We start from the raw sequence: 15,084 nt of genomic DNA on the forward strand, positions 1-15,084 counted from the left end.
CTTTATTGTCGTCAAAGCTGTGCTCAGCCTTTGGTGCTTTCCGCCGCTTTCACATTGGCTTTCACCGAGAGGAAACTGTCCGGTGTGACCGAAATCGTGTCGATCCCCGCCTCGACCAAAAGCTGCGCAAAGCCCGGATCGTTGCTCGGCGCCTGGCCGCAGAGACCGACCTTGCGCCCTTTGGCATGGGCTTTTTCGATCACCGTGCGGATCATCCAGAGCACCGCAGGATCGCGTTCGTCGAACTGATCTGCGAGCGCCTCCGAATCGCGGTCGATGCCGAGGGTGAGCTGCGTCAGGTCGTTCGATCCGATGGAGAAGCCGTCGAACCGGTCGGCAAAAGCGTCGGCGCTGATGACGTTCGAGGGGATCTCGCACATCACATAGACCTGAAGCCCGTTTTCGCCGCGTTTCAGCCCGTTTTCCTCCATCACGGCAAGCACCTTGTCGGCCTCGTCGAGGGTGCGGCAGAACGGGATCATCACGATCACATTATCGAACCCCATGTCTTCGCGAAGTTTTTTGATCGCTTTGCATTCAAGCGCGAAACCGTCCTTGTAGGCGTCCGAATAATACCGCGATGCGCCCCGGAACCCGATCATCGGGTTGCTTTCCTTGGGCTCGAACGTCGCGCCGCCCAGAAGGTCGGCATATTCGTTGGTTTTGAAGTCGCTCATGCGGATGATGGTCGGCGTCGGGTAATAGACGGCGGCAATCCGCGAGAGGCCCATGGCGAGCTTGTCGATGAAATACTCCGTCCGGTCGGCATAGCCGCGGGTGAGCGCGTCGATCTGCGCCTTGATCTCTTTGGTCGGAAGCTGGTCGTAGCGCGTCAGGGCAAGCGGGTGGACCTTCACCTCGTTGTTGATGACGAATTCCATCCGTGCGAGCCCCACGCCCTCCGCAGGCAGCCGCCACCACCGCATTGCGGCGGCCGGGTTGGCGAGGTTGAGCATGACGCGGGTTTTCGTTTCGGGCACGTCGTCGAGATGAATCTCACTGACGGAGACCTCGGCTTTGCCCTCGTAAATCACCCCGTCCTCGCCCTCGGCACAGGAGACGGTGATGCTCTGACCGTCATGCAGCACGCGGGTTGCATTGCCCGTGCCAACGATGGCCGGAACGCCCAGCTCACGGCTGATGATCGCGGCATGCGAGGTCCGTCCGCCATGGTCCGTCACAATGGCGGAGGCGCGTTTCATGATCGGCACCCAGTCGGGGTCGGTCGTGGAGGTCACAAGCACCGATCCGTCGACGAAACGGTCGATATGTTCGGCACTCTTGATGATGCAGACCTCGCCGGTGGCGACGGCTTCGCCAACGCTGAGACCTTTGGCAAGCACCTTGCCATGATCGCCGATCTTGTAGGATTTCATCGCGCCCGCCTTGGCGTGGGACTGGACCGTTTCAGGTCGCGCCTGCACGATGTAGAGCGTGCCGTCCTCGCCATCGCGCGCCCATTCCATGTCCATCGGACAGCCGTAATGTGCCTCGATGGTCGTCGCCATGCGAGCCAGTTCGAGGATTTCAGCGTCGGTCAGGACAAAGCTCTCCCGTTCCGCAAGCGAGGTCGGCACGTTGCGCGTGGCGGCGTTCTTGCCCGCTCTTTGCCCGGTGCCGTAGATCATCTTGATCTCTTTCGCCCCAAGCGCCTTGTGGATGATCGGGGTGGTCCCTGCCTTATCGAGGAAAGGTTTGTAGACCTGATATTCATCAGGGCTGACTGCGCCCTGAACAACGTTTTCACCAAGCCCCCAAGCGGCGGTGATCAAGGCCACCTTGTCGAACCCGCTTTCTGTGTCGAGGGAGAACATCACGCCCGAGCCGCCGAGATCGGAGCGCACCATGAGTTGCACGCCGACGGAGAGCGCGACATCGAGATGGTCGAAGCCCTTGAGTTCGCGATAGGTGATCGCGCGGTCGGTGAACAGCGAGGCGTAGCATCGCCGACAGGCCGACAGAAGCGCCTCTTCACCGACAACGTTCAGGAAGGTTTCCTGTTGCCCGGCGAAACTCGCGTCCGGCAGGTCTTCGGCGGTTGCAGAGGACCGCACCGCGACCGACGGGTTTTCGCGCCCGACCCGACGACCCAACTCGCGATAGGCCTCGCGAATGTCAGTCTCGATCTGTTTCGGCCAAGACCCGGAGCGGATGATCGCCCGGATCGCACTCCCGGCTTCGGCCAGGGTCGACCGCCCATCGGCCAGTTTGTCAAGCTCTTGCTCAAGTTTGTCACCGAAATTATTGGCCCCGAGGAACATGCGATAGGCCTCTGCGGTGGTGGCAAACCCCGGTGGCACACGAATGTCCGCCGCGCTCAGGGAGTGCAGCATTTCGCCCAAAGATGAGTTTTTGCCCCCAACCTTGGCGACATCGCCGCGTTTGAGATGTTCAAGCCATATGAGCGTGTCGCTGGTCGATTTCACATCAGAATAGGTCATGATCTTCCTCCCGTCTTTTCGGGTGGGACCATAGCAGAGTTCCGGTTTTCGAGGTATGACGTGCGTCAATTCACGAGTATTTTACCTCAGTTGCTCCATTTTTGCGCAGGTCGGACGCGGAGGAAACAGTGTGAAATTCTGAAACCTCCCCATATAGTTACCAAAGACTCGGGCTTTGGAGGTCGCGTAATGACCGATGATCAGGGCGGAACAGGCCAGACTGTGACAGGGACTGTGGTGGCCGTCCGCGGGGCGGTTGTGGATGTCGCTTTCCCGAAGGCGGGGCTGCCCGCCATCAACGAGGCTCTGCGCATCGACAGCCCGGAGCTTGTCCTTGAGGTTCAATCGCAACTCGACGGTGAAACCGTGCGCTGTATCGCGCTGCAATCGACCAACGGTTTGCGGCGGGGGGCGGTCGCTCTGGTGCTCGGAGGACCGATCGAGGTGCCGGTGGGCGAGGCGGTTCTCGGGCGGCTTCTGGATGTCACGGGCAAGGCTGGGGACAAGAAAGAGCCGCTGCCCGACAATGCGCCTCGCAAACCCATTCACCGCAGCCCGCCGCCGTTTCGCGCCGAATCCGGTGCGGCGGAGATCTTCCGGACGGGCATCAAGGTCATCGACCTTCTGACCCCTTTGGCGCAGGGCGGCAAGGCCGCGATGTTCGGGGGGGCGGGCGTCGGCAAGACCGTTTTGGTCATGGAACTGATCCGCGCCATGGTCGCGGGGTACAACGGCATCTCGGTGTTCTCAGGCATCGGCGAGCGGTCGCGCGAAGGTCATGAGATGCTTCTGGAAATGACCCAGACCGGCGTGCTCGACCGCACGGTTCTGGTCTATGGCCAGATGAACGAACCGCCCGGCGCGCGCTGGCGGGTGCCTTTGACGGCGCTGACCATTGCCGAGCATTTCCGCGACGAGGAGCAAAAGAACGTGCTCCTGTTGATGGACAATGTGTTCCGCTTTGTGCAGGCGGGCTCCGAGGTCTCGGGGCTTTTGGGGCGTCTGCCGTCGCGTGTGGGCTATCAACCGACACTCGCGACCGAAGTGGCGCAGTTGCAGGAGCGGATCGCCTCCGTGGGGAGTGCCGCCGTGACCGCCGTCGAGGCCGTCTATGTCCCAGCCGACGATTTCACCGACCCGGCGGTGACGACCATCGCGGGGCATGTGGATTCCATGGTGGTGCTGTCGCGCGCCATGGCCGCCGACGGGATGTATCCGGCGGTCGATCCGATTGCCTCTTCGTCCGTGTTGCTCGATCCGCTTTTGCTGGGCGAGGACCACGTCGCGGTGGCCACGGATGTGCGCCGCGCCATCGAGCATTACCGGGAATTGCAGGATGTGATTTCGCTTTTGGGGATGGAGGAGCTGGGCCGCGAAGACCGCCGCATCGTCGAACGCGCCCGCCGGTTGCAGCGCTTTCTGACCCAGCCGTTTTCCGTCACCGAAGCTTTCACCGGCATGAAAGGTCGCTCTGTCGATCTCAAGGACACGATTGCCGGATGTCGTGCCATTCTCGACGGCGAGGCGGACGGGTGGGACGAAGGCTCGCTTTACATGATCGGTACGCTCGATGAGGCGCGCGAAAAAGAGGAGGCTGCCCGGAAAGGGCAGAGCGCGGCATGAGCGGGGCGCTTCAGCTGACGATCACCACGCCGATGGCGGTGTTGGCCGACCACATCCCGGTGCTTTCCGTGCGGGCCGAGGACGCAAGCGGCAGTTTCGGCATCCTGCCCGGACACGCCGATGTTCTGACCGTTCTGACCGCCTCTGTTCTGCGCTGGAAAACTGTCGAAGGACAGGCGGGGTTCTGTGCGGTCGGTCCCGGTCTTTTGACTGTTTCGGGCGGGATTAGGGTCGATGTCGCCTGTCGCAAGGCGATCCCCGGCGAGGCGTTGGAGGCGCTCGAACAGGAAGTGCGGAGTTTCAAACAGGGGGAAACAGAGGCGGATCGTCAGGCGCGTGTCGAACAGATGCGGCTTCATGCCAATGCCGTGCGTCAGATGATGCGCTTCCTGCGCCCCGACCGGCCCGGTGTGCTCGACCATCCGCCTTCCGTGACACCGACAGGGGGCGAGACATGACCGCCCCCCGCCGCCCGCATGACGATGTCGAACAGGCCGCACGCCGCGCCGTCAGCCGTGAGAAAATGGGCCGCGATGTGCCGGAACCCTCGCTTGGCGCCCGTTTGGGGCAGATCGGCATTCTCGGCTGGGCCATCGTGACGCCGATCCTGATCGGTATCGTTTTGGGACGCCTTGCAGACCGGCATTTCGAGACGGGGATATTCTTTACCGCGCCCGCGATTTTTATCGGTGCAGGCATCGGGTTTTACAGCGCCTGGAAATGGATGCACAGCCAATGACCGAGCAAACCTATATCCTTCTCGGTCTGATCCTCGGCTTTGGTGTTGGGCTTTTGCATTTCGCCTCGCTCAGACGCGTGACGGCGATGTATCTATCGGGCAGTTCCACTGCGCGCGCGATCATTCTGCAACTGGGGCGCCTCGTTCTGGTTGCCGCTCTGCTCGTGTTCCTTGCGCTGAAAGGCGCGCTGCCCTTGCTGGCCGGGGCGGGGGGGCTGCTCCTTGCCCGCATCGTCATCCTGCGCCGCAGCCGGAAGGAGGGATGATGGACAACCCGCTTGCCATCGAACCGCTCTTTCACATCGGTCCGGTGCCGATCACCCAGCCCGTCGTGGTCACCTGGGCGATCATGCTGGCCCTTGGGGTGTTTTCCTTTGTCGCCACGCGCAATCTCAGGATCATCCCCACGAAAACCCAGACCGTTCTGGAGCTTTTCGTCACCACCATCGAGGGGCAGGTGCGCGATGTGATGAATGGCGATCCGAAACCCTATCGCACGTTGATCGGGACGATATTCCTGTTCATTCTTGTGGCCAACTGGTCCTCGCTCATTCCGGGGATCGAGCCGCCCACGGCGCATATCGAAACCGACGCCGCACTGGCGTTCATCGTCTTCGTTGCTATTCTCAGGTTCGGCATCGGGTCGCGCGGAATAAGGGGCTATCTCGCCACTTTCGCAGAGCCTACCTGGGTCATGATCCCGCTCAATATCGTCGAACAGATCACTCGCACCTTCTCCCTCATCGTCCGCCTCTTTGGCAATGTCATGAGCGGGGTGTTCGTGATCAGTATTGTGCTGTCGCTTGCCGGTCTCTTCGTGCCGATCCCGCTCATGGCGCTCGATCTGCTCACCGGCGCGGTACAGGCCTATATCTTTGCCATTCTCGCCACGGTTTTCATCGGTGCCGCCGTCGCCGAGACCCCATCCCCCCAGTCAAAGGAGGACATATCCCAATGACCGAAAATCTCATCGAAGTTGCCTCGGTTCTGGCCGCGGCCATTGCCGTCGGTCTCGGCTCCATCGGTCCCGCTCTGGGCGAAGGCCGTGCGGTCGCCGCCGCGATGGATGCCATCGCCCGCCAACCCGAAGCCGCAGGGACGCTGAGCCGGACGTTGTTTGTCGGTCTCGCGATGATCGAGACCATGGCCATCTACGCGCTGGTGATCGCGCTTCTGGTGCTGTTCGCCAACCCCTTCGTCTGAGGGGCGGTTCATGACCATCGACTGGTGGACCCTGGGTCTTCAGACCGTCAACGTCCTGATCCTTTTGTGGATTCTGGCGCGCTTCCTGTTCCGTCCCGTGGCGAAGATCATCGCGGAACGTCAGGCCGCCACCCATGCCGCATTGGACGAGGCCGAGGCCGCGAAAACCGCTGCCGAAACGGCCCGGGCCGAGGCGGAGGCCGCGAAACAGGCGGTTTTGAGCGAGCGTGCGGAGAAAATCGCCGAGGTCCGCAAGGACGCCGAGGCCGAGAAACAGCGCCTCATGACGGAGGTTCAGGCCGAGTTGGACACGGCGCGCGCGCAGGCGAAAGACGAGCTGGCGCGCCAAGGCAGGGCACAGCAAGAGGCGCTGTCGGAACAGGCCGGGGTGCTGGCCGGGGACATTGCCGAACGGCTTTTGGCGCGCCTGCCGAAAGAGGCCCGCGTGACTGGGTTCATCGACGGGCTTGTGGAGGCCGTGGCGCAATTGCCGGAAAGCACGCGCGCAGGGATCGGGTTGCACGGTCCGTTGCCGCTTCGGGCGGCGCAGATGCCGACGGAGGCGGAGATCGCCCAACTGCGCGACGGGCTTGGCAAGATCCTCGGGCGCGCGGTCGAGATCGAGGTGACGGAAGCGCCCGAACTGATCGCGGGGCTGGAACTCGACACGGCGACGGCCATCGTGCGCAACCATTTCCGCGCCGATCTGGACCGCATCATGGCGGAGGTGCGCAAGCATGACTGAGACCCCGGAGAACTGGCTCGACGACAAACGTGCAAAGCTGGCGCAGACCGATCTGGCGCCGGAGGCCGAGCCGGTCGGCTGGGTCGCCCGTGTCGCCGATGGCATCGCACAGGTCACCGGCCTGCCGGATGTCGCGTTGGGCGCTCTCCTGCGGTTCGAAAGCGGCGGCTATGCCTTTGCCCATAGTCTCGACCGGGAGGAAATCGCCGCCGTTCTGCTGGACGATACCGCCGCGGTGGCGGTGGGTGAGCGGGTGTCCGACACGGGCGACGTGCTGCGTGTGCCGGTGGGGGAAGCGCTTTTGGGGCGTGTCATCGACCCATTGGGGCGTCCGATGGACGGTCGCTCCGCGCCGCAAACGAAAGAGACGCTCCCGGTCGAACGCCCCGCGCCGGAGATCATCGAGCGCGATCTGGTGTCGGAACCTCTGGAAACCGGCGTTCTGGTGGTCGACAGCCTGTTTGCGCTGGGCCGGGGGCAGCGCGAGTTGATCGTCGGGGATCACGCAACGGGCAAGACCGCGCTGGCCGTCGATGCCATCGTCAACCAGAAGAACACCGATGTGATCTGCATCTACGTCGCCGTCGGCCAGCGCGCCACAGCGGTCGAGCGGGTCGTCTCCGCCGTGCGCGTACACGGTGCGCCGGAGCGGTGTATTTTCGTGGTCGGCACATCTTCCGCCCCCGCCGGTCTGCAATGGATGGCGCCGTTTGCGGGCATGACCATGGCGGAATATTTCCGTGACAAGGGGCAGGACGTTTTGATCGTGATCGACGATCTGACGCTGCATGCCGCGACACACCGCGAACTGGCATTGCTCACCCGAGAACCGCCGGGGCGGGAGGCCTATCCCGGCGATATCTTCTACCTCCACGCCCGGCTTCTGGAACGGGCGGCGAAACTGTCGCCCGAGCTGGGCGGCGGGTCGATCACCGCGCTGCCGATCGCGCAGACCGATGCCGGCAACCTGTCGGCCTATATCCCGACAAACCTGATCTCGATCACCGACGGTCAGATTGTTCTGAACACCCATCTGTTTTCCGCCAACCAACGCCCCGCCGTCGATGTCGGGCTGTCGGTCAGCCGGGTCGGCGGCAAGGCGCAGAAACCCGCGCTTCGGGCAGTGTCGGGCCGGGTGCGGCTCGATTATGCGCAGTTTCTCGAACTGGAAATGTTCACCCGGTTCGGCGGGATTTCCAACGCCAGGGTCAAGGCGCAGATCGCGCGTGGCGAACGTATCCGGGCGCTCCTGACCCAGCCGCGCTACAGCGGCTTGCGGTTGGTCGATCAGGTGGCTTTGCTGGCCGCTCTGGCCGATGGCGCGCTGGACGACGTGGCCCCAGAGGTGATCCCGAAGCTGAAAGCACAGCTTCCCGGCTGGCTCGACCGGACAGCGCCGGAACAGGTCACGGCGGTGATGCAGAGCGGGCAGCTTGACGATGATCTGCGCCCGGTGCTTGTGGCGGCGGTCAAGACCCTGGCGCAAACGCTTGGGGTCGCGTCATGAGTGAACGTTTTGCCGAGATTTCCGCGCGGATCGAGACGGTCCACAAGCTGTCGTCGGTGATCACGGCGATGCGCGGGATCGCGGCCTCGCGGGTGCAGGATGCGCACCGGCATCTCGACAGCATTCGCATCTATGCCGATACCATCGGTACGGCGATCGGACAGGCGCTGACGCTTCTGCCGCCGCCTGATGCCGCTCCCCGCCCTCAGAGAGAAGGCCGTCACGCGGTTCTGGTGTTTGCCGCTGAGCAGGGGTTTGCCGGGACCTATTCCGAGCGGGTGTTCGACGTGGCGAAAGGGGCGCTTTCGGAGGAGGCGGAGTTGTTCCTGATCGGGGATCGCGGGTTGTCGGTGGCGGAGGACCGGGGGCTGAGTGTCGCTTGGTCCGCGCCGATGATCCTGCATGCGGCCCAGACCGCGACGCTGGCCACGAAGATCACGGAGGCGATCTTTGCCGAACAGGGGCTCACGCGCGTCAGTCTGATTCATGCCTGTCCCGGGGGCACGGAAGAGATGAAGATTGCGATCAAAACCCTGGTGCCCTTCGATTACGGGCGCTTTCCAGAACCCAAGATACGGGTGGCACCGGAGATCACCCTGCCGCCGGGGCAACTCTTGCAAAGCCTTGTGGAAGAATACATTTTTGCCGAACTGAGCGAGGCGGTGATGCTCTCCTTCGCGGCGGAGAACGAGGCCCGGATGCGGGCGATGATCGCGGCGCAGGAGAACACCGAGGAGACGCTGGACGAGATGATCAAGACCTCGCGGCGGCTTCGGCAGGAAGAGATTACAGGTGAGATCGTGGAGCTTGCGACTGCAAGCCTCATGCAGGCCTGAGGAGGAGGGCCGATGGCCAAGACAGAGGACACCTGTGCGCGCAAACCCTTGCCCGTGCGGGAGGACATGCGGGAGATCGAACTGCCGGAGTGTCTGCCGAAATCGGAGCAGGAGGACGTGCAGGCGCCGGAGCTGATCCGCCGCATCATGGCCAGTCCGAACTATCGCCTGGCGGACGAGGATGTGGATTTCCTCAACGAAGACGAGATGCGCGGCGCGCGGCTGATGCTCGACTACCAGAAGGCGGAAATGCTGTTGCAGGAGCAGGGCATTGCCCATTCCATCGTGGTCTTTGGCGGGACGCGCATTCCGGAGCCCTACGTGGCGCGAGCGCGGGTGGATGAACTGCGACGCGAATGTGCGGCCTGTCCCGGGGATGCGGGGCTGAAACAGAAACTTGCGATTGCCGAGCGGGTGGCGGCGAAAAGCCGGTATTACGACGTGGCGCGCGACTTCGGGCGTCTCGTCGGTGCGGAGGAAGGTCCGCATGGCAACCGTCTGGTTGTCGTGACGGGTGGCGGGCCGGGGATGATGGAGGCGGCGAACCGGGGGGCTTCTGAGGCCGGGTCGCGCACCGTGGGGCTCAATATCAACCTGCCGCGCGAACAATTCCCGAACCCCTACATCACGCCGGACCTGTGTTTCCGCTTCCGCTATTTCGCCCTGCGCAAGCTGCATTTCCTGCTGCGCGCGCGGGCGCTTGTGGTGTTTCCCGGCGGATACGGCACGCTCGATGAGCTGTTCGAGACCCTGACGCTGATTCAGACACGGAAAATCCGTCCGGTGCCGGTGATTCTCGTCGGGCGGAGCTATTGGACCCGGGTGTTCGATGTCGATTTCCTCATGGAGGAAGGCGTGATCGACCCGGAGGACCGCGATCTGTTCTGGTTCGCGGAAGAGGCGCAGGAGATCTGGGACGACATCCTGCGCTGGTATGCGCGCACCGGGCGCGATCTCGTCGCCCCGCCTGAAAGGAGACCGGAATGAAAATTTCCTTCCACGGAGCCGCCCGCGAGGTGACGGGCTCGTGCCATCTGATCGAATGCGGGGGCAAGAAGATCCTTGTCGATTGCGGCATGTTTCAGGGCGGGCATGAGCTTCATGACGACAATGCCGCCGAGTTCGGGTTCAACCCGAAGGACATCGACGTGGTGTTGTTGACCCATGCCCATCTCGATCACTGCGGGCGACTGCCCTTGCTCGTGAAGCGCGGGTTCGAGGGCGAGATCATCGCCACATCGGCCTCCCGCGATCTGGCGCGGCTTGTGATGATGGATTCCGCGCATCTCCACGAAGAGGAGGCGCGGCGGCATCATCGTCATGGTGAGCGCGGCGGGCACAACGAGCCGCTCTACGACACGATGGACGCGCTCGATGCGGTCGATTCGTTCGGGCGCAATGCCGTCTATCGCCAGCCGATCCATCTGTTTCCCGGCATCACGGCGACCTATTTCGACGCGGGCCATATCCTTGGTTCCGCTTCGATCCGGCTTGAGCTTTCGGAAGACGGGCGGCGCAAGGTTGTGCTGTTCTCGGGCGATCTCGGGCCGCAAGAGCGTCCGCTTCTGAACAACCCGGTGCCGCCGGGGGATGTCGATGTGGTGATCATGGAGACCACTTACGGCGACCGCGATCACCGCAGTCTGGAGGCCTCGGTCGAAGAATTTTACGATGCGGTCAATGCCGCCGATGCCCGCGGTGGCAATGTCATCATCCCGACTTTTGCGCTGGAGCGGGCGCAGGAATTGCTTTGGTTTTTGCGCGACGGCATGACCAAGGGGCGCATCCGGCGGTCGATGGCGGTGTTCCTCGACTCGCCCATGGCGATCTCGGCGACGCGGATTTTCAAACGCCATCAGGACGTCATGCGCCCCGAACTGCGCGATCAGTTCCGGGAGGGCAAAGACCCGTTCGATCTGCCGGAGTTGCATTTCACCCGAGAGGCGCAAGACTCGATGGCACTCAACCGCATTCGTTCCGGTGCGGTGATCATGGCCGGCTCGGGCATGTGTACCGGCGGGCGGGTGCGCCATCACCTGCGTCATAACCTGTCACAGGCGGATTGTTCCGTGATTTTCGTGGGCTACGCCGCCGAGGGCACTTTGGCGCGGATCATCATCGACGGCGCGAAAGAGGTGAAACTCTTTGGCGAGATGATCCCTGTGCGGGCGCAAATCCATACGATCAACGGATTTTCCGCCCATGCCGATGCCGACGATCTGCGGCACTGGCTGGGGCAGACCGGCACGCCGGAACGTGTGTTCCTCGTCCATGGCGAGGCCCGCGCGATGAAGGCCTTTGCCGAGACGCTGGATGTGCCGGAGATCGAGATGCCCACCGTGGGGCAGAGTTTCGATCTCTGAGGTAAGACCGTCGACGAAAGTGGCGATGAAAAATTAGGCGCCCTGCCCGAATCTCCCGCGATTCCGGCAGGGCGTTGCGTTTTCGCCGTGAAGCCATCGGGGCCGCCTTCTAATCTGGCTGCAAACGAGACTGCGAAAGGGCGAAGTCAGGACTATGGCGATCTACGCATCCATTCACCACGTCACCCATTATAAATACGATCGCAACGTCGAGCTTGGCCCCCAGATCATCCGCCTGCGCCCCGCGCCGCATTCGCGCACCCGGGTGATTTCGCATTCGCTCAAGGTGACGCCCGCCGGGCATTTCGTAAACCATCAGCAAGACCCTTACGGCAACTGGCAGTCCCGTTTCGTCTTCCCGGAACCGGTGCGCGAGTTCAAAATCGAGGTCGATCTGGTCGCCGATATGACCGTCTATAACCCGTTCGATTTCTTCGTCGAGGAAAGTGCGGAACATTGGCCCTTTGAATATCCCGCCGATCTCAAGGACGACCTGGTGATCTACCGCACGCCGGAGCCCGAAGGTCCGCTTTTGGCGCAATTCATGGGGGCGCTCGATTTTCCGAAAGACGGGGAAAAGGTCCGCACGGTCGATTTCCTTGTCGGGCTGAACGCCAAGATTTCCGATTTCGTGGATTACACCATCCGGATGGAACCGGGGGTGCAGACGCCGGATGAGACGCTGTCGTGCAAATCCGGGTCGTGCCGCGACAGTTCATGGTTGCTGGTGCAGGTGCTGCGCCATCTGGGCTTTGCCGCGCGCTTTGTCTCCGGCTATCTCATTCAGCTCAAACCCGATCTTGAGGCGCTCGACGGTCCGTCCGGCACGGATCACGATTTCACCGATCTTCACGCCTGGTGCGAGGTGTTCCTTCCCGGTGCGGGCTGGATCGGCCTCGATCCGACCTCCGGGCTTTTGACCGGGGAAAGCCATATCCCGCTGGCTGCAACCCCGCATTACCGCAACGCAGCGCCCATCGCCGGGGGCTTTTCCTCGGTCGGGACACCCGAGGTCACCTTCGATTTCGACATGCAGGTCAAACGCGTGGCCGAACATCCCCGGATCACCAAGCCCTTCTCGGAGGAAAGCTGGGACAAACTTAACGCGCTGGGCCACAAGGTGGACGAGGCGCTGAAAGAGGGCGATGTGCGCCTGACCATGGGCGGCGAGCCGACCTTTGTGTCGATCGACGATTTCGAGAGCGATGAATGGAACACTGCCGCCGTCGGGCCGCAAAAACGCGGGTTGGCCGACAAGCTGATCCGCCGGTTGCAAACCCGTTTTGCGCCCGGTGGTTTCCTGCATTACGGGCAGGGCAAATGGTATCCGGGCGAAAGCCTGCCGCGCTGGACCTTTTCGCTTTACTGGCGCCATGACGGCAAACCGGTCTGGAAGAACCCCGATCTGATTGCCAAGGAAGACACGCCTGCCCCCGCCGGGGCAAAAGAAGCGGGCGATTTCATGAAAAGCTTTGCGGCCAACCTTGGCGTCGATCCGGAGAACGCCCAGCCGGCCTATGAAGACCCCGGCGAATGGATTTTGAAGGAATCGTTGTTGCCGGAAAACGTCACGCCGGAGAATTCCAAGCTCAAAAACCCCGAAGATCGCGCCCGCTATGCCCGCGTGTTCGGACGCGGGCTGACCGAGCCGTCGGGCTATGTTTTGCCGATCCAGCGGTGGCAATCGAAAGCGGGGTCGAGCTGGCTTTCCGAGCTATGGAAAACCCGGCGCGGGCATCTGTTCCTGATCCCCGGCGACAGCCCTGTGGGCTTCCGTTTGCCGCTCAATGCCTTGCCCTATATCCCGCCCGCGGCCTATCCCTATTCCTACCCCGCCGATCCGATGATGGATCACGCGCCTTTGCCGGATTTCCACGCAGCACTCGACGCGCGCCGCAAAAAGGTGCGCGAAGAGATCTCCCGGATGGAACAGGAAGAGGCCGCGCGCATCGCATTGGAGGCCAAGGAGCGCGCCGAGATGCTGCCCGAAACCACGGGCGAGCGCAGTCAGCCGGTGTCCGAGGCGCAGAGCGACGGTGTGGAACGGCAAAAGATCATGGCGCAGGGCGTCGATCCGAAAGGCGGTCAGGTGCGCACCGCGATCACCATCGAGCCGCGCGACGGGCGTTTGTGCCTATTCATGCCGCCCTGTGAGACGCTGGAGGATTATCTCGACCTGCTCGCCACGGCCGAAACCACCGCCGAGGAACTCGGTCTGCCGATTCATATCGAGGGCTATTCCCCGCCGCACGATCCGCGTCTCAATGTCATTCGCGTCGCCCCCGATCCGGGCGTGATCGAGGTGAACATTCACCCGGCCCATAGCTGGGACGATTGTGTGGCGACGACCGAGGCGATCTATGAAGAGGCGCGCCAGTCGCGGCTTGGCGCGGATAAGTTCATGATCGACGGGCGACATACCGGCACGGGCGGTGGCAACCACGTTGTGGTCGGCGGGGCGACCCCGTCGGACAGCCCGTTCCTGCGGCGTCCGGATTTGCTCAAGTCGCTGATCCTGATCTGGCAACGGCACCCGTCGCTGTCCTACCTGTTCTCTGGTCTCTTCATCGGGCCGACGAGCCAAGCTCCGCGCATCGACGAAGCGCGGCACGACACGCTTTACGAGCTGGAAATCGCGCTTTCGCAGATCAAACCTCCTTCGGAAGCTGCCGTGCCTCCCGCGTGGCTGGTCGATCGCCTGCTCAGAAACATGCTCACCGATGTGACCGGCAACACCCACCGGGCGGAGATTTGTATCGACAAGCTGTTTTCGCCGGATGGACCGACCGGACGCCTGGGCCTTGTGGAATTCCGCGGCTTCGAGATGCCGCCGGACCCGCGCATGTCTCTGGCGCAGCAACTCCTCCTGCGGGCCATCATCGCGCGCTGTTGGAATGCGCCCGTTGAGGGCAAGCCGGTGCGCTGGGGCACGGTGCTGCACGACCGGTTCATGTTGCCGCATTATTTGTGGGATGACCTTCTGTCGCTTCTGGCCGATCTCAAACATCACGGGTTCGACATGGACCCGGAATGGTACAAAGCGCAGGCCGAGTTCCGTTTCCCCTTCTGCGGGCAGATCGAGGCGGAGGGCGTGCATCTTGAGGTCCGCCAAGCGCTTGAGCCTTGGCATGTGCTGGGCGAAACCGGCGCGATTGGCGGCACTGTGCGCTACACGGATAGCTCCGTCGAGCGGCTTCAGGTCAAGATGACGACGCTGCATCAGGACCGCTATCGGATCATGTGCAACCGCCGCCCCGTGCCTTTGGCGAAAACCCAAACCTCCGGTGTTTCGGTCGCGGGCGTTCGGTTCAAAGCATGGCAACCGCCCGAAGCGCTGCACCCGGTTCTGCCGGTCAATGCGCCGTTGCATTTCGACATCTATGACGACTGGACGGGACGGACGATTGCGGGCTGCACCTACCATGTGGCGCATCCGGGCGGGCGGAACTATGACACTTTCCCGGTCAATGGCAACGAGGCCGAAGCGCGGCGTCTGGCGCGGTTCGAGCCCTATGGTCATACCCCCGGAAGCTATACACCGGGAACCGAAGTGCCGCACCCGGAGTTCCCCTTGACGCTTGACCTCAGACGGCCCATTGGGCTCATCTGAGATACCTGACGACGAGA

Annotated in this window: 13 protein-coding genes; 12 read left to right on the top strand and 1 reads right to left on the bottom strand. The window is 62.8% G+C overall.

The window, feature by feature from the left end; genetic code table 11:
• Nucleotides 1-23: 23 nt before the first annotated feature.
• Nucleotides 24-2,441, bottom strand: coding sequence for a phosphoenolpyruvate synthase (ppsA, locus tag V1475_RS05040; protein ID WP_479411871.1), 2,418 nt, complete (start codon nt 2,439-2,441; stop codon nt 24-26).
• Between the two features lie 189 nt (nt 2,442-2,630).
• Here ppsA and atpD point away from each other — a divergent pair, with 189 nt between their 5' ends.
• The 12 genes from atpD (at nt 2,631) to V1475_RS05100 (ending at nt 15,067) form a co-directional block, all read left to right on the top strand.
• Nucleotides 2,631-4,064, top strand: a complete 1,434-nt coding sequence (gene atpD / locus V1475_RS05045) for a F0F1 ATP synthase subunit beta (protein ID WP_479411872.1) — start codon at nt 2,631-2,633, stop codon at nt 4,062-4,064.
• Nucleotides 4,061-4,522, top strand: coding sequence for a F0F1 ATP synthase subunit epsilon (locus V1475_RS05050; protein ID WP_479411873.1), 462 nt, complete (start codon nt 4,061-4,063; stop codon nt 4,520-4,522). Before atpD ends, V1475_RS05050 begins: the two co-directional genes overlap by 4 nt.
• Entirely contained in the window at nt 4,519-4,803 is a 285-nt protein-coding gene (locus V1475_RS05055) for an AtpZ/AtpI family protein (protein ID WP_479411874.1), read from the top strand. The genes V1475_RS05050 and V1475_RS05055 overlap by 4 nt, the downstream gene beginning before the upstream one ends.
• Nucleotides 4,800-5,069, top strand: a complete 270-nt coding sequence (locus V1475_RS05060; protein ID WP_479411875.1) for an N-ATPase subunit AtpR — start codon at nt 4,800-4,802, stop codon at nt 5,067-5,069. The genes V1475_RS05055 and V1475_RS05060 overlap by 4 nt, the downstream gene beginning before the upstream one ends.
• A complete protein-coding gene (locus V1475_RS05065; RefSeq protein WP_479411876.1) occupies nt 5,066-5,761 on the top strand; it encodes a F0F1 ATP synthase subunit A in 696 nt (231 codons plus the stop codon). Before V1475_RS05060 ends, V1475_RS05065 begins: the two co-directional genes overlap by 4 nt.
• Nucleotides 5,758-6,006, top strand: coding sequence for a F0F1 ATP synthase subunit C (locus V1475_RS05070; protein ID WP_066707659.1), 249 nt, complete (start codon nt 5,758-5,760; stop codon nt 6,004-6,006). Before V1475_RS05065 ends, V1475_RS05070 begins: the two co-directional genes overlap by 4 nt.
• A gap of 10 nt (nt 6,007-6,016) precedes the next feature.
• On the top strand, nt 6,017-6,751 hold the full coding sequence (locus tag V1475_RS05075) for a F0F1 ATP synthase subunit B family protein (RefSeq protein WP_479411877.1): 735 nt from the start codon (nt 6,017-6,019) through the stop codon (nt 6,749-6,751).
• On the top strand, nt 6,744-8,258 hold the full coding sequence (locus tag V1475_RS05080; protein ID WP_479411878.1) for a F0F1 ATP synthase subunit alpha: 1,515 nt from the start codon (nt 6,744-6,746) through the stop codon (nt 8,256-8,258). The genes V1475_RS05075 and V1475_RS05080 overlap by 8 nt, the downstream gene beginning before the upstream one ends.
• A complete protein-coding gene (locus V1475_RS05085; RefSeq protein WP_479411879.1) occupies nt 8,255-9,094 on the top strand; it encodes a F0F1 ATP synthase subunit gamma in 840 nt (279 codons plus the stop codon). Before V1475_RS05080 ends, V1475_RS05085 begins: the two co-directional genes overlap by 4 nt.
• Before the next feature lie 12 nt (nt 9,095-9,106).
• On the top strand, nt 9,107-10,081 hold the full coding sequence (locus V1475_RS05090; RefSeq protein WP_479411880.1) for an LOG family protein: 975 nt from the start codon (nt 9,107-9,109) through the stop codon (nt 10,079-10,081).
• On the top strand, nt 10,078-11,457 hold the full coding sequence (locus V1475_RS05095) for an MBL fold metallo-hydrolase RNA specificity domain-containing protein (protein ID WP_479411881.1): 1,380 nt from the start codon (nt 10,078-10,080) through the stop codon (nt 11,455-11,457). The genes V1475_RS05090 and V1475_RS05095 overlap by 4 nt, the downstream gene beginning before the upstream one ends.
• A gap of 154 nt (nt 11,458-11,611) precedes the next feature.
• On the top strand, nt 11,612-15,067 hold the full coding sequence (locus V1475_RS05100; protein ID WP_479411882.1) for a transglutaminase family protein: 3,456 nt from the start codon (nt 11,612-11,614) through the stop codon (nt 15,065-15,067).
• Nucleotides 15,068-15,084: the final 17 nt, after the last annotated feature.

The sequence above is a fragment of the Celeribacter sp. SCSIO 80838 genome, from assembly GCF_056498065.1.

Bases quoted from the DNA above. Each gene is read 5' to 3' on its own strand.
- V1475_RS05075 (WP_479411877.1), top strand. From the start codon at position 6,017: ATGACCATCGACTGGTGGACCCTGGGTCTTCAGACCGTCAACGTCCTG.
- V1475_RS05070 (WP_066707659.1), top strand. From the start codon at position 5,758: ATGACCGAAAATCTCATCGAAGTTGCCTCGGTTCTGGCCGCGGCCATT.
- V1475_RS05055 (WP_479411874.1), top strand. From the start codon at position 4,519: ATGACCGCCCCCCGCCGCCCGCATGACGATGTCGAACAGGCCGCACGC.
- atpD (WP_479411872.1), top strand. From the start codon at position 2,631: ATGACCGATGATCAGGGCGGAACAGGCCAGACTGTGACAGGGACTGTG.
- V1475_RS05090 (WP_479411880.1), top strand. From the start codon at position 9,107: ATGGCCAAGACAGAGGACACCTGTGCGCGCAAACCCTTGCCCGTGCGG.
- V1475_RS05085 (WP_479411879.1), top strand. From the start codon at position 8,255: ATGAGTGAACGTTTTGCCGAGATTTCCGCGCGGATCGAGACGGTCCAC.
- V1475_RS05095 (WP_479411881.1), top strand. From the start codon at position 10,078: ATGAAAATTTCCTTCCACGGAGCCGCCCGCGAGGTGACGGGCTCGTGC.
- V1475_RS05065 (WP_479411876.1), top strand. From the start codon at position 5,066: ATGATGGACAACCCGCTTGCCATCGAACCGCTCTTTCACATCGGTCCG.
- ppsA (WP_479411871.1), bottom strand. From the start codon at position 2,441: ATGACCTATTCTGATGTGAAATCGACCAGCGACACGCTCATATGGCTT.
- V1475_RS05060 (WP_479411875.1), top strand. From the start codon at position 4,800: ATGACCGAGCAAACCTATATCCTTCTCGGTCTGATCCTCGGCTTTGGT.
- V1475_RS05050 (WP_479411873.1), top strand. From the start codon at position 4,061: ATGAGCGGGGCGCTTCAGCTGACGATCACCACGCCGATGGCGGTGTTG.
- V1475_RS05080 (WP_479411878.1), top strand. From the start codon at position 6,744: ATGACTGAGACCCCGGAGAACTGGCTCGACGACAAACGTGCAAAGCTG.
- V1475_RS05100 (WP_479411882.1), top strand. From the start codon at position 11,612: ATGGCGATCTACGCATCCATTCACCACGTCACCCATTATAAATACGAT.